This window comes from Leifsonia xyli, from assembly GCA_001647635.1.
Classification (GTDB): domain Bacteria; phylum Actinomycetota; class Actinomycetes; order Actinomycetales; family Microbacteriaceae; genus Leifsonia; species Leifsonia xyli_A.
This window is the reverse complement of sequence record CP014761.1, coordinates 2940104-2960713: the sequence shown is the minus strand read 5'-3', so window position 1 is coordinate 2960713 and position 20610 is coordinate 2940104. Positions and strand designations below refer to the sequence as shown.

The 20610-nt window shown below is 70.6% G+C and carries 22 protein-coding genes and 1 pseudogene; 7 read left to right on the top strand and 16 right to left on the bottom strand.

Translation table 11 applies throughout. From position 1 onward, the window contains the following. Positions 1-3 precede the first annotated feature (3 nt). Entirely contained in the window at positions 4-1020 is a 1017-nt protein-coding gene (locus A0130_14585) for a LacI family transcriptional regulator (protein ANF32725.1), read from the top strand. Positions 1021-1342: 322 nt separating this feature from the next. After that, on the top strand, positions 1343-1837 hold the full coding sequence (locus tag A0130_14580; GenBank protein ID ANF32724.1) for a hypothetical protein: 495 nt from the start codon (positions 1343-1345) through the stop codon (positions 1835-1837). A 59-nt stretch (positions 1838-1896) separates the two neighbouring features. Here the strand turns inward: A0130_14580 and A0130_14575 are convergent, their stop codons facing one another. The 9 genes and pseudogenes from A0130_14575 to A0130_14535 form a co-directional block, all read right to left on the bottom strand. Continuing rightward, positions 1897-3135 carry an MFS transporter gene (locus A0130_14575; GenBank protein ID ANF32723.1) on the bottom strand — a complete coding sequence of 413 codons (1239 nt, stop codon included), beginning with the start codon at positions 3133-3135 and terminating at the stop codon, positions 1897-1899. Positions 3136-3188: 53 nt separating this feature from the next. After that, positions 3189-3653 (bottom strand): MarR family transcriptional regulator, encoded by a 465-nt coding sequence (locus A0130_14570; GenBank protein ID ANF32722.1) that lies wholly within the window; start codon positions 3651-3653, stop codon positions 3189-3191. Between the two features lie 23 nt (positions 3654-3676). Beyond that, positions 3677-4323 (bottom strand): annotated as a pseudogene (locus tag A0130_14565) (methyltransferase). Between the two features lie 439 nt (positions 4324-4762). Then, on the bottom strand, positions 4763-5152 hold the full coding sequence (locus A0130_14560; GenBank protein ANF32721.1) for a 50S ribosomal protein L7/L12: 390 nt from the start codon (positions 5150-5152) through the stop codon (positions 4763-4765). 68 nt (positions 5153-5220) lie between these two features. Continuing rightward, on the bottom strand, positions 5221-5736 hold the full coding sequence (locus tag A0130_14555) for a 50S ribosomal protein L10 (GenBank protein ANF32720.1): 516 nt from the start codon (positions 5734-5736) through the stop codon (positions 5221-5223). A gap of 211 nt (positions 5737-5947) precedes the next feature. Continuing rightward, positions 5948-7525: a two-component sensor histidine kinase gene (locus A0130_14550; protein ID ANF32719.1), complete on the bottom strand. Its 1578-nt coding sequence runs from the start codon at positions 7523-7525 to the stop codon at positions 5948-5950. Continuing rightward, entirely contained in the window at positions 7522-8283 is a 762-nt protein-coding gene (locus A0130_14545) for a DNA-binding response regulator (GenBank protein ANF33471.1), read from the bottom strand. Before A0130_14545 ends, A0130_14550 begins: the two co-directional genes overlap by 4 nt. A 69-nt stretch (positions 8284-8352) precedes the next feature. Then, positions 8353-9249 (bottom strand): RNA polymerase subunit sigma-24, encoded by an 897-nt coding sequence (locus A0130_14540; protein ANF32718.1) that lies wholly within the window; start codon positions 9247-9249, stop codon positions 8353-8355. Continuing rightward, positions 9246-10448, bottom strand: coding sequence for a pyridine nucleotide-disulfide oxidoreductase (locus tag A0130_14535; GenBank protein ANF33470.1), 1203 nt, complete (start codon positions 10446-10448; stop codon positions 9246-9248). The genes A0130_14540 and A0130_14535 overlap by 4 nt, the downstream gene beginning before the upstream one ends. A gap of 175 nt (positions 10449-10623) precedes the next feature. On the opposite strand from A0130_14535, the gene A0130_14530 reads away from it, so the two are divergent. Continuing rightward, entirely contained in the window at positions 10624-12168 is a 1545-nt protein-coding gene (locus A0130_14530) for a hypothetical protein (protein ID ANF32717.1), read from the top strand. 35 nt (positions 12169-12203) lie between these two features. Then, positions 12204-12875, top strand: coding sequence for a peptide ABC transporter ATP-binding protein (locus A0130_14525; GenBank protein ID ANF33469.1), 672 nt, complete (start codon positions 12204-12206; stop codon positions 12873-12875). Here the strand turns inward: A0130_14525 and A0130_14520 are convergent. Further along, entirely contained in the window at positions 12872-13465 is a 594-nt protein-coding gene (locus A0130_14520; protein ANF32716.1) for a hypothetical protein, read from the bottom strand. The genes A0130_14525 and A0130_14520 overlap by 4 nt on opposite strands. A gap of 9 nt (positions 13466-13474) precedes the next feature. Beyond that, positions 13475-13693 (bottom strand): hypothetical protein, encoded by a 219-nt coding sequence (locus A0130_14515; GenBank protein ANF33468.1) that lies wholly within the window; start codon positions 13691-13693, stop codon positions 13475-13477. A gap of 146 nt (positions 13694-13839) precedes the next feature. Between A0130_14515 and A0130_14510 the strand changes: the two genes are divergently transcribed. Both A0130_14510 and A0130_14505 read left to right on the top strand, forming a co-directional pair. Next, on the top strand, positions 13840-14394 hold the full coding sequence (locus A0130_14510; GenBank protein ANF32715.1) for an isochorismatase: 555 nt from the start codon (positions 13840-13842) through the stop codon (positions 14392-14394). Between the two features lie 33 nt (positions 14395-14427). Beyond that, positions 14428-15078 (top strand): hypothetical protein, encoded by a 651-nt coding sequence (locus tag A0130_14505; GenBank protein ANF32714.1) that lies wholly within the window; start codon positions 14428-14430, stop codon positions 15076-15078. Here A0130_14505 and A0130_14500 read toward each other — a convergent pair. Continuing rightward, entirely contained in the window at positions 14978-15967 is a 990-nt protein-coding gene (locus tag A0130_14500) for a transcriptional regulator (protein ANF32713.1), read from the bottom strand. The genes A0130_14505 and A0130_14500 overlap by 101 nt on opposite strands. 92 nt (positions 15968-16059) lie before the next feature. On the opposite strand from A0130_14500, the gene A0130_14495 reads away from it, so the two are divergent. Then, positions 16060-16506, top strand: a complete 447-nt coding sequence (locus A0130_14495; GenBank protein ANF32712.1) for a bleomycin resistance protein — start codon at positions 16060-16062, stop codon at positions 16504-16506. A gap of 72 nt (positions 16507-16578) precedes the next feature. On the opposite strand, the gene A0130_14490 is transcribed toward A0130_14495, so the two are convergent. The 4 genes from A0130_14490 to A0130_14475 are packed head-to-tail and all read right to left on the bottom strand — an operon-like array spanning position 16579 to position 20599. After that, the gene (locus tag A0130_14490) at positions 16579-17622 is read right to left on the bottom strand and encodes an AP endonuclease (protein ANF32711.1); all 1044 of its coding nucleotides are present in this window, start codon (positions 17620-17622) and stop codon (positions 16579-16581) included. Next, positions 17622-18773: an oxidoreductase gene (locus tag A0130_14485; GenBank protein ID ANF32710.1), complete on the bottom strand. Its 1152-nt coding sequence runs from the start codon at positions 18771-18773 to the stop codon at positions 17622-17624. Before A0130_14485 ends, A0130_14490 begins: the two co-directional genes overlap by 1 nt. A 9-nt stretch (positions 18774-18782) precedes the next feature. Beyond that, a complete protein-coding gene (locus tag A0130_14480; GenBank protein ANF32709.1) occupies positions 18783-19880 on the bottom strand; it encodes an oxidoreductase in 1098 nt (365 codons plus the stop codon). Further along, the gene (locus A0130_14475; protein ANF33467.1) at positions 19877-20599 is read right to left on the bottom strand and encodes a xylose isomerase; all 723 of its coding nucleotides are present in this window, start codon (positions 20597-20599) and stop codon (positions 19877-19879) included. Before A0130_14475 ends, A0130_14480 begins: the two co-directional genes overlap by 4 nt. Positions 20600-20610 lie beyond the last annotated feature (11 nt).

Below are 20610 nucleotides of genomic sequence, written 5' to 3'. Positions count from 1 at the left end.
ACGATGGCGGGGATCGAGGAGGTCGCGCGCGCGACCGGCGTCTCGACGGCCACCGTCTCGCGGGCGCTGCGCGGCCTCCCCAACGTCTCGGACAAGACGCGGGCCGCCGTGCGACGCGCCGCGGACGAGCTCGGCTACGTCGCGTCGTCGAGCGCATCCGGCCTCGCGAGCGGACGCACGCTGGCCATGGGCGTCGTCGTGCCGTCCGTGAGCCGCTGGTTCTACACGCAGGTGCTCGAGGGCGTGGATGCGGAGCTCCGGTCGGCGAGCTACGACATGATCCTGTTCAACCTGGGCGGGCACCGCGGCGACCGCGAGCGGGTGTTCCACCGGAGCATCCTGCGCAAGCGCACGGACGCGCTGCTGGCGCTCTGCCTCGACTTCACCACGGAGGAACGCGAGCAGCTGGCGACGCTCGGGCACCCGACCATCGTGGTCGGCGGCCCGGTGAAGGGCCTGCGCAGCGTGGGCATCGACGAGCCGTCGACCGCCTACACGGCGACCTCGCACCTCATCTCGCTCGGCCACACCGCCATCGCCCACCTGGGCGGCGAGGACGAGGAGGGCCTCAACAGCCAGGTGCCGATCGGCCGCCTCCAGGGGTTCCGGAGCGCGATGCAGGACGCAGGCCTGCCGGTGCGACCGGAGTGGATCATCCCGGGAGGCTTCTCGCTGCCGGAGAGCCGGGCGGCCATGAACAGCCTGCTGGACCGGCCGGGCCCCCGGCCGACCGCGGTGTTCGCGGGGTCGGACGAGATGGCGTTCGGCGCCATCCTCGCCGCCGGCGACCACGGGCTCCGCGTGCCGGAGGATCTGTCGGTGATCGGCATCGACGACCACGATTACGCGGCCGGCTTCGGGCTGACCACCATGGCGCAGGATCCGTTCGAGCAGGGCGCTACCGCGGCGCGCATCCTGCTCGACGAGCTCGCCGGGGCGGAGCCCCGGACGTCGTCGGTCCGTTCCCCCGTCAGCCTCGTCGTGCGCGCCTCCACCGCCCCGCCCAATGCGCTCGAATGAGCGGAATCCCCGCTCTGGCCGGAAACGCTCCCAGCGTCTGAGAGAATATATGCGCGATCATCCGACACAGCGCGCCTTTCGGGTAGGCACGGTGTGCTGATGGGGTCGCCCGTCGGGCTTTCGGGGCCCGTATGACGGGAAGAGCCGCTCTGCTTCGAACAGGGCGGCTCTTCGCGCAGGTGGGAACGATCCCGCGTGCATTCGCGATTCGCGTCAACCCTCGCAGCGCGAGCTATCGGCCCATCGACCGGATGAACGACGACGGCGAGCCGGTGGGCCCCTGGGGCACATGAGCTCTACCTTCGAAACCAGGAATCACGACATGAGCACGAACCTCGAACCCGCCAGCCACACGCTTCTCCCGGTCGCACTGATCGGGACCGCTGGCCCCCAGCGCGACAGACTCACCAAGCTCGTTCTGGCGGGCACCAAGACGGCCACCAGTTCCCTGCTCTCGGAGTGGATCAGTGAAGCCGAGCCACTTCCCCGGATCGGCAGCATGTACCAGCTCGTCGATTCCGAAGGCGACACGATCGCGATCCTCGAGATCATCGGCGTCGCGACCTCCCGCTTCGACCAGGTGGACGATCAGCATGCTCGGGACAAGGGCGAAGGGGACACGACCGCGGCGCAGTGGCGGGTGAGCCACCACAGGGAATGGCCCGACATCACCGACGACACCACCATCGTGCTGAGCACTTCCGGGTCCTCCCCCTCCCATGACAGCCCGCGTCGGAGTGGCTCGCGCGAGTCCCGTTTCCTCGACCGCGGCCCGGCGCGCAAAAAGGAGGAGCCACCGCCCCCTGACGGGCCGTGATTCCTCCTATTCGCGCTACGCAAGGCCGCGCGCGGGTGACCTCCTCCGTTCTACGCGCGTCAGTCGGCGTCGGCGAGCGACAGCACCTCGGCCTCCTGCTGCGCCGTCTCGTGCGGAGCATCCACGCGCTTCAGGTGCTTGTGGCCGATCACGATGAGCGCGGCCGCGATGAGCACCGAGATGGCGCCCGCGTAGAACGGCATCGAGCGGCTGACCGTGTCGGCGAGCAGCGTCGCCGCGGGCGGGGCCACCGCGCCGCCGAGGAAGCGCACGCCGGAGTAGGCGCTCGACGCGACCGCGCGGGGCAGGTCCGTGGCCTCCATCACGCACTCCGTGAGCACCGTGTTCAGGATGCCGAGCAGCAGGCCGCCGACGATCACGCAGACGATGAGCGCGACGAGCGAGCCGACGAGCAGCCCGGCGGCGAGCAGGTCGAGCGCGAGGAGCGGCATGACCAGCCAGAGGACGCGCGTCCGCGGCATCCGCGCGGTGAGGAGCGGAGCGACCCAGACGGAGGTGACGGCCAGCGCCACGCCCCACCCGAAGAAGATCAGGCCGAGGCTGATCGCGTCCTCGACGCCCAGCGGCACGAGCGCGAACGGCGTATAGGCCAGGAGCACGAAGAAGCCGATGTTGTAGAACAGGGCGGCGCCGGCGAGGAAGCCGAGCGCCGGTCGGCCGAGCGCGCGGAACGGCGCGGAGAGCTTCGTCGGCTGCGGCTTCTCGCCGTTGTTCTTGAGCAGCGACACGATCGCGATGAAGCCGATCGCCATGAGGGTCGCGGTGCCGAAGAACGGTCCGCGCCAGCTCCAGCTACCCAGCAGTCCGCCGAGCAGCGGGCCGATGGCGATGCCGAGCCCGAGCGCCGCCTCGTACAGGATGATCGCGGACGACGTGCCGCCCGACGCCGCGCCGACGATGGTCGCGAGCGCGGTGGAGATGAACAGCGCGTTGCCGAGTCCCCACCCGGCACGGAACCCGATGATCGACTCCACGTTCTGCGACAGGCCGGCGGCCAGCGCGAACACCACGATCAGCGCGAGGCCGATGAGCAGCGTCTTCTTGGCGCCGATGCGGCTGGAGATCCAGCTCGTGAAGAACATGGCGGCGCCGGTGATGAGCAGGTAGCTCGTGAAGAGCATCTCGGTCTGAGTGGGCGTGGCCTGGAGGCTCTTCGCGATGGCCGGGAGGATCGGGTCGACGAGCCCGATGCCCATGAAGGCGATGACGGAGGCGAAGGCGACGGCCCAGACGGCGGTCGGCTGCTTCAGGATGCTGGTGGGGCGTTCATGGGACATGGAGGGGTATCGGCTCCTAGCTGACTGGTGAGGTTTCGGTGCGGCGGGCGCGCTCAGCGCGTGCCCGCGAGCGCGGCGCTGGTGGCGTTGGAGAGGTCGACGCGCGACGCGATGATCTCGACGGTGGAGCGCATGGCGGCCAGCTCGTCCTCGCTGAGGTCGGCGAACATCGGGACGAGCGCGGCGGACAGCTCGTCGCGCCACGCCTGGAACGCCGCTGCGCCCTTCTCGGTGACGGCGATCTGCCAGGCGCGCGCGTCGTCGGTGTCGGCGATGCGCTTCACCCACTCGGCCTCGACGAGGTTGCGAACGATCTTGGTCATCGTGGGCTGCGAGACCCGGCTCTGCGTGGCGAGCTCGCCGAGCCGCATGGGCCCGGTCGTCTGCAGGACGCTGATGGTGCGCCAGGTGGCGGGAGACTCGGTGCTGCCGGTGACGCGGGCGGCGAGCCGGGTGAGACGGTGGGCGGCGACGACGAGGTCGCCGAGGATCTGGTGGAGTTCGGGTGTCTCGGGCATGGAGACAATTATATATAGCTTGCCTATGTTTGTCGAATGGCGAGGATGTACGCCTGCGGCGATTTCTGCGGCGGGACGGGCTGCGTGATGAGTTCGGCGGCCTCGGCGAAGCCGGCGTCGGCGAGCCGCTGCCTCACGCGCTCAGGATCCTGGCGTCGCGTGCGCAGGTCGATGTCGTGGCCGTACGCGTGAGTCAGGTGCACCACGTCCTCCCCGCCTGGAACGCGAGCAGCAGCGCCCCGCCCGGCCGTGTCACCCGCGCGAACTCCGCGAACAGCGCATCCTGTCGCTCCTCGGGCGTGTGGATGATCGAGTACCAGGCGAGCGCGCCTGCCAGAGCGCCGTCCGGGAAGGGCAGCGCGGCCATGGATCCGACCTCGAATCGCAGCTCCGGATGGTCGCGCCGCGCCACTTCCACCATCCGCGGCGACAGGTCGATCCCGACGATGTCGAGCCCGAGGCGCGCCAGGTACCCGGCGATCCGCCCGGGGCCGCACCCCAGGTCGCCGACGAGTCCGCCACCGCTGCCCGCGACCCGCTCGGCGAACACTCCGAGCATCGCCCGGTCGTACTCGCTGCGCGCGAGGTCGTCGCGCAGCAGCTCGGCGTAGTCCTCCGCGACGATGTCGTATGCGGTACGGGTCTCGGTCACATCGTCGGGGTCGGTCACGGGCTCATCCTAGCCAGACGTGACGAAGCGCCCCCGGCCGTGAGCCGAGGGCGCTTCAGGGTGTCACCGCAGGTACCGATCCCAGAGGAGGGTCCTGCGGTAAAGATCCGGCGGGTGGCAGCCGCTGTCGCGGTGGTCCCCGTGGAGCAGCGCGTGACCGAAGTCGCGCAGATGGACGGCGTAGGTACGCCAGGAACTCGTATTCATTCGGTGGTTCTTCTTCCGGTTGTGCGTCCTTGCACACCGATGCACGCTGGCAGGCGCGATCGGACGCGATGGATGGATGAGCATCCGCGTCCGCACGTCGGTTAACGCACGGAGGGCGGCGCCCCGTTGTCGGGGGCGACGCCCTCCACAACGCGGACACTCTCTATGAGGAGGAGTCCGCGTCGCGTAGCGAGCCTGTCAGCCCAGTAAGAAGAGCCCCGAGGGGCGCGAATTACTTGAGGGTGACGGTGGCGCCAGCCTCTTCGAGCTGGGCCTTCGCCTTGTCGGCGGTCTCCTTGTTGGCGCCCTCGAGCACGGTGCTCGGCGCGCCATCGACGAGGGCCTTCGCCTCACCGAGGCCGAGGCTGGTGAGGGCGCGCACCTCCTTGATGACCTGGATCTTCTTGTCACCGGCGGCCTCGAGGACGACGTCGAAGGAGTCCTTCTCCTCGACCTCTTCGGCAGCGGCGCCCGCACCACCGGCGGCCGGGGCGGCCACGGCGACGGGGGCGGCGGCGGTGACCTCGAAGGTCTCCTCGAACTTCTTCACGAACTCGCTCAGCTCAATGAGCGTGAGCTCCTTGAACGCGTCGAGCAGCTCGTCAGTCGACAGCTTTGCCATGATTTTCTCCTTAGTGTGTGTGGTTACTCACCGCTTGCGGATCCCGAGGGCCAAAACCCCCGAGAACATTACGCAGCGGACTCCTGCTTCTCACGCAGCGCGTCGACCGTGCGAACGGCCTTCGACAGCGGTGCGTTGAACAGATATGCGGCTCCGAACAGCGAGGCCTTGAAGGCGCCGGCCAGCTTGGCCAGCAGAACCTCACGGGACTCGAGGTCGGCGAGCTTGCCTACCTCTTCTGCGGTCAGCGGGTTACCGTCGAAGTAACCGCCCTTGACCACCAGCAGAGGGTTTGCCTTGGCGAAGTCACGCAGCGACTTCGCGACGGCGACAGGGTCACCGTGCACGAAGGCGATCGCGGACGGACCAGCGAGCTCCTCGTCGAACGACGAGATGCCCTTGTTGTTGGCCGCGATCTTGGTCAGCGTGTTCTTCACCACGGCGTACGTCGCGTGCTCACTGATGGACTTGCGCAGCGTCTTGAGCTGAGCAACAGTGAGACCGCGGTACTCGGTCAGCAGAACGGCGGTCGAGCTCTCGAACAGTCCTTCGAGCTCGGCAACCGTGGCTTCCTTGTTCGCCATGGCCTACTCCTCAATCTTCTTCGTCGCACACCGCGGGAGCGGTGTGCCGACCAGAGGCCCCTGGGCAAAGAAAAAAGCTCCGGCGCAGACGCACGGAGCTGGACACGCAAGAGACTTGCGGAGTTTGCTTCACACACCTGCGCGGGCGCCCACTTGAGTGGATCTTCGGTCGTGCATGCACGACGACCAGCGGTCTTTGGCTCCGTACAGGCTACGGGATGGGCGCCGCCGTTGGCAAATCGGCGGGCTTGTCGGCCGGCGCGAGGGGCAGCGTGACGGTGAACACGGTACTGCCGGGCTGGCTCACAACGGTCACCTCTCCCCCGTGAGCCTGCGCGACGGCCTGCACGATGGCGAGGCCGAGCCCGGTGGATCCGGTGGCCCGATTGCGCGAGCTGTCGCCGCGGGCGAACCGCTCGAACAGGGTCGCCTGCAGCCCCTCGGGGATGCCGGGACCGTCGTCGGCGACCGTCACCACCGCACGGTCACCCTCGGCCCGCAGCCCGGCGGTCACCTTCGTCCCCTCCGGCGTGTGGACGCGGGCGTTCGCGAGCAGGTTCATCAGCACCTGGTGCAGGCGCGGAGCGTCCCCGAGCACCTCCACCGGCTCCTCCGGCAGGTCGAGCACCCACTCGTGGCCCGGGCCCGCCGCGTGCGCGTCGCTGACCGCATCCACCAGGAGCAGCGTGAGATCGACGGGGTCGCGATCGAGCTCACGGCCTTCGTCGAGGCGGGCGAGGAGCAGGAGGTCCTCGACTAGTGAGGTCATGCGTGTCGCCTCGGACTCGATGCGCCCGAGCGAGCGCGTGACGTCGGGCGGGAGCTCGTGCGGCGCGCGTCGGGTCAGCTCGGCGTAGCCGCGGATGGAGGCCAGCGGCGTGCGCAGCTCGTGGCTGGCATCCGCGACGAACTGGCGCACTTTCTGCTCACTCGCCTGGCGGGCGGTCAGCGCTGACGCGACGTGTCCGAGCATCCGGTTGAACGCCGACCCCACTCGGCCGACCTCGGTGTGCTCGTCCGTGTCGGCCTCGGGAACCCGCACCGCGAGCGCGACGTCGCCGCGGTCGAGCGGCAGCTTCGAGACCTGCTCGGCGGTGCCGGCGACGCGCTCCAGCGGTCGCATCGCCAGGCGGACCACGACGCTCGCGAGGAGGAAGGCGAAGACGAGTCCCGCCAGGGTCACCAGGACGATGACGAGGGTGAGTCGGCCGACGGTGGCGTTCACATCGCTCAGGGGCAGGCCGATGATGACGCTGTCGCCGTTGGTCAGGTCGACGGCGGCGACCCGGTACTCGCCGAGCGTCGGGCCCAGGTCGATGGTGCGCGGGTGGCCGTCGGACGGCAGGGAGAGCAGGGCGGTCGTCGCGATCGGCACGCGCTGCGGTGCGACCGGCTGGTCCGGCGACGAGGTCTGCGGGCGCTGCGAGAGGATGACCGGGTACAGCAGCATCTCCCCGCTGCGGATCACACCGAACGTGCCCGTCTGCTGGCCGGGCGTCTGCACGATGCCGATGACGTCAGGCCCGGTCGGCTGGTCGCCGTAGATGCGGTCGGCCGCGTGCTGGCCGCGCTCGAGCGCCGAGGTCAGCTGCCCGTCGAGCCGCTGCATCAGGTAGTTCTGCAGAGCGAACACGCTGACCGTCCCGATCACGGCGCCGAGCACGGCGAGCATCGCCACGACGACGAGCACGACGCGGCTGCGCAGCGTCCAGGAGCGGAACGGACGAAGTCGCGGGAGCCGTCGGCCCGCACGATCGGTCGGGGCGCCCGCCTCGCGGGCCGAGGTCATTGGGCGGCCTTCACCATGTACCCGGCGCCGCGGACCGTGTGGATCATGGGCGCGCGCCCGGCGTCGATCTTCTTGCGCAGATAAGAGATGTACAGCTCGACCACGCTGGAGGAGCCGCCGAAGTCGTAGCTCCACACGCGGTCGAGGATCTGCGCCTTGCTGAGCACGCGGCGCGGGTTGCGCATCAGGAAGCGCAGGAGCTCGAACTCCGTCGCGGTGAGCTGGATGGGCTCGCCGTCGCGGTGCACCTCGTAGCTGTCCTCGTCGAGCACGAGGTCGCCGACGATGAGCACCGGGTCGTCCTGGTCGGCGACCGCTGCGCGCGACCGACGGAGCAGCCCGCGCAGGCGCGCGACCAGCTCCTCCAGGCTGAACGGCTTGGTGACGTAGTCGTCGCCGCCGGCGGTGAGGCCCGCGATCCGGTCGTCCAGCGAGTCCTTCGCGGTGAGGAAGAGGACCGGCGCCTCGTTGCCGTCGGCGCGCATCCGGGACAGCACCTGCAGTCCATCGATGTCGGGGAGCATGATGTCGAGCACCACGACGTCGGGCTTGAACTCGCGCGAGAGCTGCAGCGCCTGCTGCCCGGTCGACGCCGTCTTGACGTCCCAGTCCTCGTAGTGGAGGGCCATCGCGAGCAGATCGGTCAGGGTCGACTCGTCGTCCACGACGAGCACCCGGATGGAGCTGCCATCCGCGCGGCGCAGGACGGAGCGAGGCTGGCTGGAGGGGCCGGAGGCGGCGCGCGTGTTGATGGTCACCTTTCCCATTATGAGGAGGCGATTGGATGCTGACTTTGCGGAACCTATGAACTGTCTGAGCGATCGGGGTCAGCGCAGAGCCAGCTCGGTCTCCTCCGCGATGCGGGTCAGCTTGGCTGGGTTGCGGACGATGTAGATGCCGGTGATGAGCCCGTCCTTCACCTGCACCGACACCACCGCGTCGAGCTCGCCGTCGACCGACAGCGCGAGCGCCGGTGCGCCGTTGACGACGACGGTCTCCGCCGTGACCACCCCGGGCGCCTTGCCCATGGCGCCCCCGGCGAACCGGGTCACCTTCTCGGCGCCGACGATCGGGCGCAGGGCCGCCTGCTTGACCCCGCCACCATCGCTGAGGAGGACGACGTCGGGTGCCAGCACATCGAGCATGGCCTGCGGATCGCCGGTCATGACGGCGATCCGGAACGTGTCGAGGGCGGCGCGCATCTCGCCGGGTGAGACGGTCACGCGCGGTCGCCGCGCCTCGACGTGGGCACGTGCTCGGTGCGCGATCTGGCGGACAGCCGCCGGGGACTTGTCCACGGCACGGGCGATCTCGTCGAACTCGAAACCGAACACCTCGTGCAGCACGAAGACGGCGCGCTCGGTCGGCCCCAGCGTTTCGAGCACCACCATGAGCGCCATCGAGACGCTCTCGGCGAGCTCCGCATCCTCGGACACGTCCGGGGCCGTGAGCAACGGCTCCGGCAACCACGGCCCGACGTAGGTCTCGCGCCGGCGCTGGGCGCTCCGGAGCCGGTTGAGCGCGAGCCGCGTGGTGATCCGCACCAGGTAGGGACGTGCATCCCGCACCTCCGCCAGGTCGACGGCCGACCAGCGCAGCCAGGTCTCCTGGAGAACGTCCTCGGCATCCGCGGCGGACCCCAGCAGCTCGTAGGCGACGGTGAACAGGAGGTTGCGGACGGCGACGAACGCCTCCGTCGCCTCATCGGCCGGCCGCTCGGTCATCCTCGTCCCCCGCCCGCGACCGGCTGTGCGGCCGCGGATGACAGACTACGACGCCGCTGCGGGTCGCCGATTGCAGCAGGCAGCCGGGTCGCCCCGGGGCGCCGTGCCTCCAGACGCAGCGAGAAGACCGTGCCACGGCAGATCAGCTCCTTGATCCGCGCGCCGGACCGCCCGGCGACCGACACGCGGGTCGCCGTGTCGTCGCGGTGCTCGAACTGTACGACGCCCTGCCGGCGACCGAGGCTGAGGCAGAGCCCCACGAACCCCATCGTGAACGGCTTCGGCTGCTCGCCGCGGAGCCGGGCCAGGATGGTGTCCGCCGCTCCTCCGCCGAGCGGCCCGGCCGCCTGGCAGCTCATCCGGAGCGGGACGCCGGACGGCGCCGCTGCGTCGCCCGCGGCGACGATGCGCTCGTCGTCGACGCTGGTGAGGGTCTCGTCGGTGAGGAGCCGGCCGTCGGCGTCGGTGCTGAGCCCGCTGTCGCGCGCGAGAGCGGGGAGGGAGAAGCCGGTCGTCCAGACGGTGATCGCGCTCGGGACGACGCGGCTGTCGGCGAGCGTCACCGCATCCTCCGCGACCGCGACCACGCGCGAGCCCGGGCCGTCCTCGACGTGCACGCCCAGCGAATCCAGGCTGCGGGCGACCGACCGGCGGGCACGGGGATGCAGCGACGGCCCGAGGTCTCCGCCGCACAGCAGGGTGACCGCATGCCCGCTCTCGGCCAGCTCTGCGGCGGTCTCGATGCCTGCCGGGCCCCCGCCGACCACCGTCACCGCCGCGTCCGGGCCGGCAGCGGCGAGCGCCGTCCGCAGGCGCTCGGCGTCGGTCAGCTCGGCGACCGGCAGCGCGTGCTCCGCCGCTCCCGGAACGACGGAGAGCGGGCTGCCGCTGCCCACCGCGTAGACGAGGTAGTCGTAGCCCAGCGCGCCGCCGGATGCCAGCCTCACCTGGCGTCCTGCCGCGTCGATGCGGGTGACGGTGTCGACGACGAGGCGCACCGACGGCCCGAGAACGTCCTCGTACTCGACCACGGCGTCGTCGGATCCGGCGGCCAGCTGGTGCAGCCGGATGCGCTCCACGAAGACGGGCCGTGCGTTGACCAGCGTGACGTCGACGGCGTCTCCGCCCGCCACCCGGTTGGCCGCCGTGATCCCGGCGTAGCCTCCGCCGACGACCAGCACCCGTGTCCGCTCCTGCATGATGTCCTCCTTGTCGATGGGCCTTCCGAACATGGAGACACCACAGGCTGCCTGAGTGTGACATCTGCTCCCCGTCGACGCCCACGGCAGATCCATAGGTTCGCCATAGCGGCCCGAAAACGCCGGTCCTTAACCTCCCGCAAGTAGTCATCCGTCCCCGAGAGTTTGGAAGCCGATGTTCGGGACCTATCTGCGGCGCGAATTGAGCGGCCGCCGCAAGCAGACGATCATCATCGCGATCGGCATGGCCCTCGCGATCGCCCTCGTCATCATCGTCAACGCCGTCTCCGCCGGCGTCCGCCAGGCGCAGGAGAGCGTCCTGCAGTCCGTCTACGGCGTCGGCACCGATATCACCGTCAGCCAGCCGGCGACCGCGCAGAACGCGACCACGCAGCAGGGCCAGGGCGGCGGGCCGCGGTTCGACTTCGGCGCGAACGCCGGGACCGACACCGGCACGGGTCGCACGGTCAACACCTCCCGCCTCGAGCCGACGCGCGGGGCCACGGTGATGGACGCATCCACCCTGACCACCGTGAAGAAGGTGGACAACGTCGCCTCGGCCGCCGCCGTGCTGTCGCTCACCAACACCCACTTCAGCGGCACCCTCCCGAACTTCCAGCAGCTCCGGCAGGAGCGTCAGAGCGGCCAGGCGGCCGCGCCCACCGCTCCCCCGACCGGCGGCGCCGACGGCGCGGGGGGCAGCTCGTTCACGGTCGACTCGTTCTCGGTGCTGGGTCTGGACCCGGCCGGCACGTCGGTCGGACCGCTCGCCTCGGTCACCCTCACCGGCGGCCGCAGCTTCACCTCGGCCGACCAGGGCAAGGACGTCGTGGTCCTCGACGCCAGCTATGCCAAGACCGCGAGCAAGGCGGTCGGCGACACCATCACGATCGGCGGCACCGACTTCTCGGTGATCGGCATCGTCGCGGCGACCGGGTCGGACTCGACCACGGCCGCGAACGCCTACATCCCGCTGGATGTGGCACAGACCTTGTCCGGCCAGACCGGCAAGATCTCGTCGGTGTACGTCAAGGCGGCGTCGTCGGACGACATCGGCCAGATCAAGACCGACCTGACCAAGGCCGTCTCGGGCGCAACGGTCAGCACGCAGGCGGATCTCGCCTCCACGGTCTCCGGCTCGCTCGGCAGCGCCGGGGAGCTGATCGCCAACCTCGGCACCTGGCTGTCGGTCATCGTGCTGGCGGCGGCGTTCCTCATCGCCATCCTCTTCACCATCTCCGGTGTCACCCGCCGCACCCGCGAGTTCGGCACCCTGAAGGCGATCGGCTGGTCGAACCGCCGCATCGTCGGTCAGGTCGCGGGCGAGTCCGTGGTCCAGGGTGTCATCGGCGGCGTGATCGGTGTCGCGGTCGGGCTCCTGGGGGTGCTCGTCGTGAACATGATCTCGCCCACCCTGACCGGCAGCGTCAGTCATGGCTTCGCTGACGCTGCCGGTCGTACCGGAACGGGTGCTGCGGGCGCCGCCACCGGCGGGGCGAACCGCTTCGCCGGCAGCGGGTTCGGCGGCGGCGGAGCCTTCGGGGCCGCCCGCGAAGCCGCGACCACCTCCGCGAACATCGCGCTGCACGCCCCGGTCACGCTGTGGATCGTCGTCGGCGCGGTCGCGCTCGCGGTGCTCGGCGGCCTCATCGCCGGCGCGATCGGCGGATGGCGCGCCTCCCGGCTGCGTCCGGCCGCGGCCCTCCGCTCGGTCGCCTGAACCGGCCCGATCCCTTCGACCTCATTGGAGTCACGATGTACACCCTCACGGACGTCACCAAGAAGTACAGCCAGTCCAAGCGCCAGGTCGTCGCCCTGAACGACGTCAGCCTGACCATCCCCGACGGCCAGCTGGTCGCCATCCAGGGTCCGACCGGCGGCGGCAAGTCCACCCTGCTGCAGATGCTCGGCGCGCTGGACCGCCCCACCACCGGGTCGGTCGAGCTCGGCGCGGACAGCCTCTCGAAGCAGCGCGACAGCAAGCTCGCGAAGATCCGCGCCAAGGAGATCGGCTTCGTCTTCCAGGGCTTCAATCTCATCCCGACGCTGACCGCCCAGGAGAACGTGGAGACCGCACTGGCGCCGCTCGGCGTGAGCGCGGCCGATCGCAAGCGCAGGGCGGCCGAGGCCCTCGCGTCGGTCGGGCTCGCCGACCGCGGCAACCACCTGCCGTCGGAGCTCTCCGGCGGTCAGCAGCAGCGCGTCGCGATCGCCCGTGCGCTGGTGAAGAATCCGGAGGTGCTGCTCGCGGATGAGCCGACCGGCAACCTCGACGAGGAGACCCGCGACGAGATCATGGACCTGCTGGAGGGCCTCTGGCGCGACCGCGGCCTCACGGTGGTGATCGTCACCCACGACACCGCCGTCGCCAAGCGCGCCCAGCGCCGCCTGCACATCAAGCACGGCCAGGTGACCGAGGTCGCCTAACCGGGGACGACGACCATGCCCTGGGCCTCGGCGAGGACGACGGCCTGGCGGGCGTCGATGATCGTGCCGCGAAGGATGACGCCCTCCAGATCGACGCCGGTCAGGTCGCTGCCCGCGAGGGTCGCCGCGGTGAGATCGGCGCCGGTGAGCAGCGCGGCGCTCAGGTCGCATGCCTCGAACCGGGCCTCCTGGGCGTGCGCCTGGGTGAGGTCGGCCTCGCGCAGGCGCACGCCGTCGAAGGAGGCGCCACGCAGCTCGGCACGGAGCAGCCCCGCGAACGACCAGTTGCCGCCCTCGACCTTCAGCAGGGCGAACTCGCAGGTCCGGAAGGTGCTGCCGGTCAGCTTGCAGCGGCGGAACGTCGCGTCGAAGAAGTTGCACGACTCGAACCGGCAGTTGACGAACGCGGAGTCGCTGTGCTCGCTGACGTTGAAGCGCACCTTGCGGAACACGCAGTCGGTGAACGTCGCGCCCGAACTGCGCAGCTCGGTCATGTCCACGTCGTCGAAGACCACGCCCTCGTACTCGACGCCGTCGAGGTCGCGCCCGTACCAGTCCTCACCCGCGATCCTGTCGGTGCCGCTCGTCACGAGGCGAGCCTAGTCGCCCAGCCACGGACCGATCGGGTTGCCGGCGTCGTCCATGAGGTCGATCAGCCGGTAGGTCGCTCCGCGGGGCCACTCGGTGTCGTCGTCGAGCACGAAGATCTCCCAGACCTCACGACCGTCGAACAGCGCGCGGGCACGGAGGGCGGCGGGAGCGGTGCCGTGGTCGGCGCTCGCCGAGACGACGGTGTCCGGCTCGCCCGGTCTCACCAGGACCGCGCGGAAGCCGAGCCCGTGCGCGGTGGTCGCGCTCCTGCCCATGCGGGACACCCTACGACCGCCCCGCCCGCGGGAAAAGACAGGCGGGCGCACGATGTCGGAGGCGAGGGGTAGCGTTCCACTCGACGAAGGGGGATGCGATGACGACTCTCGAAGAACGGCCCGCGACGGCGCTGCTGGTGATCGACGTGCAGAACGGGGTGGTGGGCGGCGCCCACCGCCGTGACGAGGTGGTGGCCAACATCTCGGGCCTGGTCGATAGGGCGCGCGAACAGGACGTGCCGGTGGTGTGGATCCAGCACTCCGACGCCGAGAACATGCCGATCGGCAGTGACGGCTGGCAGTTCGTGCCCGAGCTGACGCAGGAGGAGGCCGAGGCCGTCGTCCACAAGACGTACGCGGACTCGTTCGAGGACACCGACCTGGAGTCGGTGCTCGCCGAGGCCCGCGTCGGGCGGCTCGTGGTGGCGGGCGCGCAGACCGACGAGTGCATCCGGTCCACCATCCACGGCGGGCTCGTGCGCGGGTACGACGTGACCCTGGTCGGGGACTCGCACACGACCGAAGACCTGTCGGAGTGGGGCGCGCCGACGCCCGACCTCGTGATCGCCCACACCAACCTCTACTGGGCGAACCACCGGGCACCGGGACGCACGGCCGAGGTCGTGGACGCGGCGGACGTCGACTTCGGCTGACGCGCCGCCGCGGCCGCCCGATACGCTCGGATCATGGCCCACGACCTCGCGAACTTCCTCGGCGACGTGGGCCCGATCGTGTTCTACCTCGCGGTCTGGGGACTGGTCTTCGCCGGTACCGCGCTGTTCGTCGGCGTCTTCATCCCGTTCATCACCGGAGACTCGCTGCTGTTCGGCGCCGGCATTCTGACCGGGACGCACCCCGAGCTGTCGATCTGGGTGCTCGCCATCGGCGTCGGCATCGCCGCGGTGCTCGGCGACCAGGTCGGCTTCTGGCTGGGGCGGCGGCTGGGTCGCCCGTACCTCGCCGCCCGTGGCGGACGGTGGGTGCAGGCCGGGGTGCGCCGGGCGGAGCGGTTCTACGAGCTGTTCGGCTGGTGGTCGGTGGTCATCAGCCGGTACATCCCGTGGGGCCGCGTGTTCATCCCGCCGATCGCCGGGATCAGCGCCATGAAGTACTGGCGGTTCTTCACGGCGAACGTCGTCGGGGCGCTCAGCTGGAGCGTTCTCATCACCGTGATCGGCTACTTCGCCGCGGTGAACCCGAGCGTGCGGCCGGTCGCCTACATCGTCGCCGGGGTCGTCATCCTGGCGTCGATCGTCGCGGGTGCGCGGGCGTGGGTGCTGGACCGACGGTCGCGGCGGCAGCCGAGCGACGAGCAAGAACCGCAGCGGCTTCCCTGAACTCCGGAGGTCCGACGATGTCGAACGCGGCGTCGAAGCGTGCGAGCGACGCCACCAAGCCCATCCACGACCAGGATCCGGCGATCACGCGGCAGGCGGCGTCGCCTCGGGGTTCCACGACCGCGTCCGGCAGCCAGAGCGCCGCTTCGGCCGCAGGCACGTGCAGGATCGCCTCGCCGGTGCAGGGCCAGCCGTCGCCGTCCGAGCCGCGGAACCGCGCATCCACGAAGCGGACCGCGTCTCCGTTCGGGAGGGGGCGCTCGCGGAACGGGCCGCCGGCAGGGACGCGCGGGCGGAGACGGTCGAGGCGGAAGATCCGCCAGTCGTCGCGGTCGAGGTCCCACGCGACGAGGTACCAGCGCCCATCACGGGCGACCAGGCCGCGCGGCTCCGTGCGCCGGGCGGGACCGTCGGCGTCGGCGTAGTCGAACCGCAGCACCCTCCGCGCGCGGACGGCGTCGCTGACGGCCGTGAGCACGTCCGGCGCTACGGACTCCTGGGGGCCCGCGGGCCGGTCGAAGCGGAGGCCGTCGATGCGGTGGCGTAAGCGCGAGGGCATGACCTGCCGTACGGTGGCGAGGGCGCGCGCCGCCGCCTCCTCGATGGCCGCGCCCGACGCGCCGGCGTTCTGCAGCGCGACCGCGACCGCCACCGCCTGCTCCTCGTCGAAGAGCAGGGGCGGAAGTTCGGAGCCCGCGCCGAGCCGGTAGCCGCCGGCCGGCCCTTTCAGCGTCTCGATCCGGTAACCGAGCCCGCGGAGCCGTTCGACGTCGCGACGCACCGTGCGGGTGGTCACCGCCAGCCGCTCGGCGAGCTCCGCGCCGGGCCAGTCTCGGCGCGCCTGCAGGAGCGACAGCATCTCGAGCATGCGGGACGAAGTGGCGGTCATGATCCGATTCTCACCCCAGAAGAGGACCGATCGCGTCCTCTTCTGCTGTGAGGCTGGCGGAGCCGGGACGGACCCGGCACCGAGAGGACATCATGACCATCGAGACCACCACCCACCTCAACTTCCGCGACGGCCGCGCCCGCGAGGCTCTCGACTTCTACGCCGCTGCGTTCGGCGGCACCGCCACCACGACCACCTATGGCGAGCTCGGGATGCCCGCCGACGCTCCGGATGCGACCCGTGTCATCTTCGGCCGTGTCGACTCGCCCGCGGGACTGCGGCTCATGGCCTACGACGTTCCGGGAGCGAACGGCCCGGCCGCGAGCGAGGCCACCCGCCGCGAGAACGGCCTGACGCTCACGGGTCAGTCGTTCTTCGTCTCCGTCCGCGGGTCCAGTCTGGATGAGGTCCGCGACTACTGGGACCGCCTGGCCGACGGCGCTACCGTCGTCGAGCCGTTGGCGGCATCCGCCTGGTCGGCGGGTTTCGGGATGCTGACCGACCGCTTCGGGGTGACGTGGGTGCTCGACGTCGCATGAGACGCGCGGGCGGGCAGGGCGCGCCACTCCGCCGACCCGGTGCTCTCGGAGTTCCGGGTCGGCGGCTGAGCGTCAGTCCTGGTTGCTGAACGCGGCGTCGAACGACGCCGTCGGCTGCTTCCACAGCAGAGAGCGGATGTAGCCGACCGCCTCCTTCGCACCGTGCAGGCGGTCCATGCCGGCGTCCTCCCACTCGATCGAGATGGGGCCGGCGTAGCCGATGGACTCGAGCGCCCGGAAGGCGTCCTCCCACGGCACGTCGCCGTGACCGGTGGACACGAAGTCCCAGCCGCGGCGGGGCTCGCCCCACGGCAGGTGGGAGCCGAGCACGCCGGCACGGCCGTTCTTCGGGCGCAGGCGCGTGTCCTTGCAGTCGACGTGGTAGATGCGGTCCTGGAAGTCGACGATGAAGCCGACCGGGTCGATGTCCTGCCACATCATGTGCGACGGATCCCAGTTGAAGCCGAAGGCCTCGCGGTGGTCGATCGCCTCGAGGGTGCGGACGCTGGTCCAGTAGTCGTACGCGATCTCGGACGGGTGCACCTCGTGCGCGAACCGCACACCTTCGCCGTCGAACACGTCGAGGATCGGGTTCCAGCGGTCGGCGAAGTCCTGGTAGCCGGCGTCGATGACGGACGCGGGCACCGGCGGGAACTGCGCCACGTACGGCCAGATGCTCGAACCGGTGAAGCCGACCACGGTGTCCACGCCGAGCTTGCGGGCGACCTTCGCGGTGAGCTTGAGCTCCTCGGCTGCGCGCTGGCGGACACCCTCGGGGTCGCCGTCGCCCCAGACCTTCGAGCCGACGATCGCCTGGTGGCGGAAGTCGATCGGGTCGTCGCAGACCGCCTGACCCTTGAGGTGGTTGGAGACGGCCCAGACCTTCAGCCCGTAGCGGTCGAGGAGATCGAGGCGGCCCTGCAGGTAGTCGTCGTCCTCCGCCGCGCGCCAGACATCCAGGTGCTCGCCCGAGCAGGCGATCTCGAGTCCGTCATAGCCCCACTCGGAGGCGTGCTTCGCGACCTCCTCGAGGGTGAGGTCGGCCCACTGGCCGGTGAACAGGGTGACCGGGTGCGTCCGACCCGAGGTGTTGTCCGTTGCGAGGGCGTCCGTCATCAATCCGTTCCCATCTCGATCCAGGTGCCCGACTCGGCCGAGTCGATCACTGCGTCCGTGATCCGCACGGCCCGAAGGCCGTCGGTGAAGCGCGGCAGGCCGTCCGGGCTTTCGCCGGCGACCGCCGCGTAGCTGTCGGCGACGAACGCGTTGAACGCGTCCTGGTAGCCCTGCGGGTGCCCGGAAGGCACGATTGACAGCCGTGCCGCATCGTCGCTGAGCTGGTCGGCGTCGCGCGGGATGATCAGGCTGCCCTTGCGGCGGCCCACCCACAGCGTCTCCGGCTGCTCCTGGTCGAACGCGACGCTCTCCTCGCTGCCGGCGATCTCGAGCCACAGCCGGTTCTTGCGGCCGGGAGCGACCTGCGAGACCAGAAGGGTGCCGAGCGCGCCCGAGTGCGTCTCGACGACGACCGCCACGGCGTCCTCGGTGGTGATGTTCGCGTGCGAGGCGCGCTCGGTGAACACCGTGCGCTTGGTGGCGGAGACCCGGCTGACCCGGTCGCCGCTGACGAACTCCACGAGGTCGACCAGGTGAGAGCCGATGTCGGCGAAGGCGCGGGACCGGCCGCCCTTCTCGGAGTCGACCCGCCAGTTGTCGTCGCCCGCGCCGAGCAGCCAGTCCTGCAGGTACGACGCGTTGATGCTGAGCACCCGGCCGGCCTGCCCCGAGGCGAACCTGAAGCGGGCCTCCCGGACCAGCGGGTGAAAGCGGTAGACGAACGGAACGGTCGCCGTCCGGCCTTCCGCCGCCGCGACCAGCGCCTCGGCATCGGCGACGGTGGTCGCCAGCGGCTTCTCGCAGATGACGTCCTTGCCGGACGCCAACACCGCCGACGCCTGCTCGGCATGGAGCGCGTTCGGCGTGGTCACGTGCACGACGTCGATCGCGTCATCGGCGAGCAGCTCGTCGAGCGAGCCGTAGGCGCGCGCGATGCCGAGGCGCTCCGCCGCGGCCGCCGAGCGCTCCGGCGACGACGACGCGATGCCGGCGAGCTCGGCGCGCGCGGCCCGCGCCGCGCGCGAGTGCACCTCGGCCATGAAGCCGCCACCCACGATCGCCACCCGGAGCCGCGCCCCGGCTGCGCTCTCTTCGCGCCGCGTCAGTCCGCCGCTCGTCGCGGCGATGTTCGGATGCGTTCCGTCCGTCATCTCGCCGCCCTAGGCCAGGGTCGCCGCGCGCGGGTCCCAGTCCTCCGGCAGCGCCGGCGCGACCTCGACCGTGCTCTGGACCTCGACGGGCGTGCGGGACTCCCCCGCCTCGATCGTCGAGACCATGATGTCGAGCACGTGGTACGCCTGCTCCCCCGAAGCGCGCTCCGGCACACCGGCGCGGATGGCGCGGGCCAGTTCGACCACCCCGATGCCGCGTGTGGCGGTGGTGCCGGTCGACGGGAACGTCTCGATGCCCTTCGCCCCGTGCACGATGAGCTCGCCTTCGAAGGTGTTCGGGTCAGGCACGACGAGAGTGCCGTCGAGTCCGGCCACCTCGAACTGCGTCCGGCCGAGCTTGGAGTCGAAGCTGAAGACCGACTGCGCGGTCTGGCCGCTCTCGAACTCGTAGAGCGCGCTCACGTGCGTCGGGACGGTGACGGCGAACGACTCGCCGGCGCGGGGGCCGGAGCCGATGACGCGGGTCTCGCGGGCCTTCGAGGCCGTCGCACTCACCCGGGCCACGGGACCGAACAGCTGCACCAGAGCGGTGAGGTAGTACGGGCCGATGTCGAACAGCGGGCCGGCGCCCTCCTGGAACAGGAAGTCGGGGTTGGGATGCCATGACTCCGGACCCGGGCTCTGCAGCAGGGTGAGGGCGGTGAGCGGCGCTCCGATGTCGCCGTTCTCGACCAGGCGGCGGGCCGACTGGATGCCCGACCCGAGGAACGTGTCCGGAGCGGTCGCGACGCGGAGCCCCGCGGCGTGCCCCGCCTCGAGCAGCTCTCGGCCGCTGGCACGATCGAGCGCGAACGGCTTCTCGCTCCACACGTTCTTGCCTGCGGCGAGCGCCTGGAGCGCCACCTCGACGTGAACCTTGGGGATGGTCAGGTTGACGACGATCTCGATGGCGTCGTCGGCGAGGAGCTCCTCGACGGTGCCCGAGCCGGGAACGCCGAACTTCTCCGCCTGCGCCCGCGCCCGCTCGACGTCGATGTCGGCGACGAACCGGACGTCGAGGTCGGGGAAGCTGGTGAGGTTGCCGAGGTACTCGTTGCTGATGACGCCCGCACCGATGACGCCGACGCCGACGACGCCGCGGCTCATGCGAGGCCCTTGGCGGAGAGGAAGGCGAAGCTGTCGGCCACGGCCTGGAAGCGGTCGCCGCGCGAGTCGTCGAGCTCGATGACGCGCAGCGCGTTCGGCGCCGCGGCGATGATCTGCTCGATGGGGAGCGAGCCCTGGCCGACCGCGACCTGATCCTTGTTGTCGTGGGTGCCGGGGCCGTCCTTGATGTGGAGCGCGACGACGCGGTCGCCGAGCTTGGGCAGGTAGGCGACGGGGTCGACGCCGCCGACGGCCACCCAGTAGGTGTCGACCTCGAGGACGACCTCGGGCGCGAGCCGGCCGGCGAAGAACTCGAGCGCCGTGACGCCCTCGATCGTGCTGGAGATCTCGTGGTCGTGGTTGTGGTAGCCGACGCGGATGCCGTGGCGGGCGGCCACCTCGGCCGCGGCGTTGAGCTGGTCGGCGGTCTGCGCGACGTCCTCCGCGGTCTGCCACTTCTCGGGCGCGACGAACGGGTCGATCACCGTCTGGATGCCGAGCTCCTTCGCGGCGCCGAAGACCTCGTCGAGGTCGCCGCCGAGGAAGCCCTGGTGGGTGGTGGGGGCGCTGAGGCCGGCCTCGCCGAGACCCTGGCGCAGCGCGTCGCCGAAGCTGAGGAAGGCGAACGGCTCGACCTGGGTGAACCCGATGTCGGCGATCCGCCTGAGGGTTCCGACCGTGTCCTCGGTCAGGAGTTCACGGACCGTGTAGAGCTGCACGGAGACTGGGG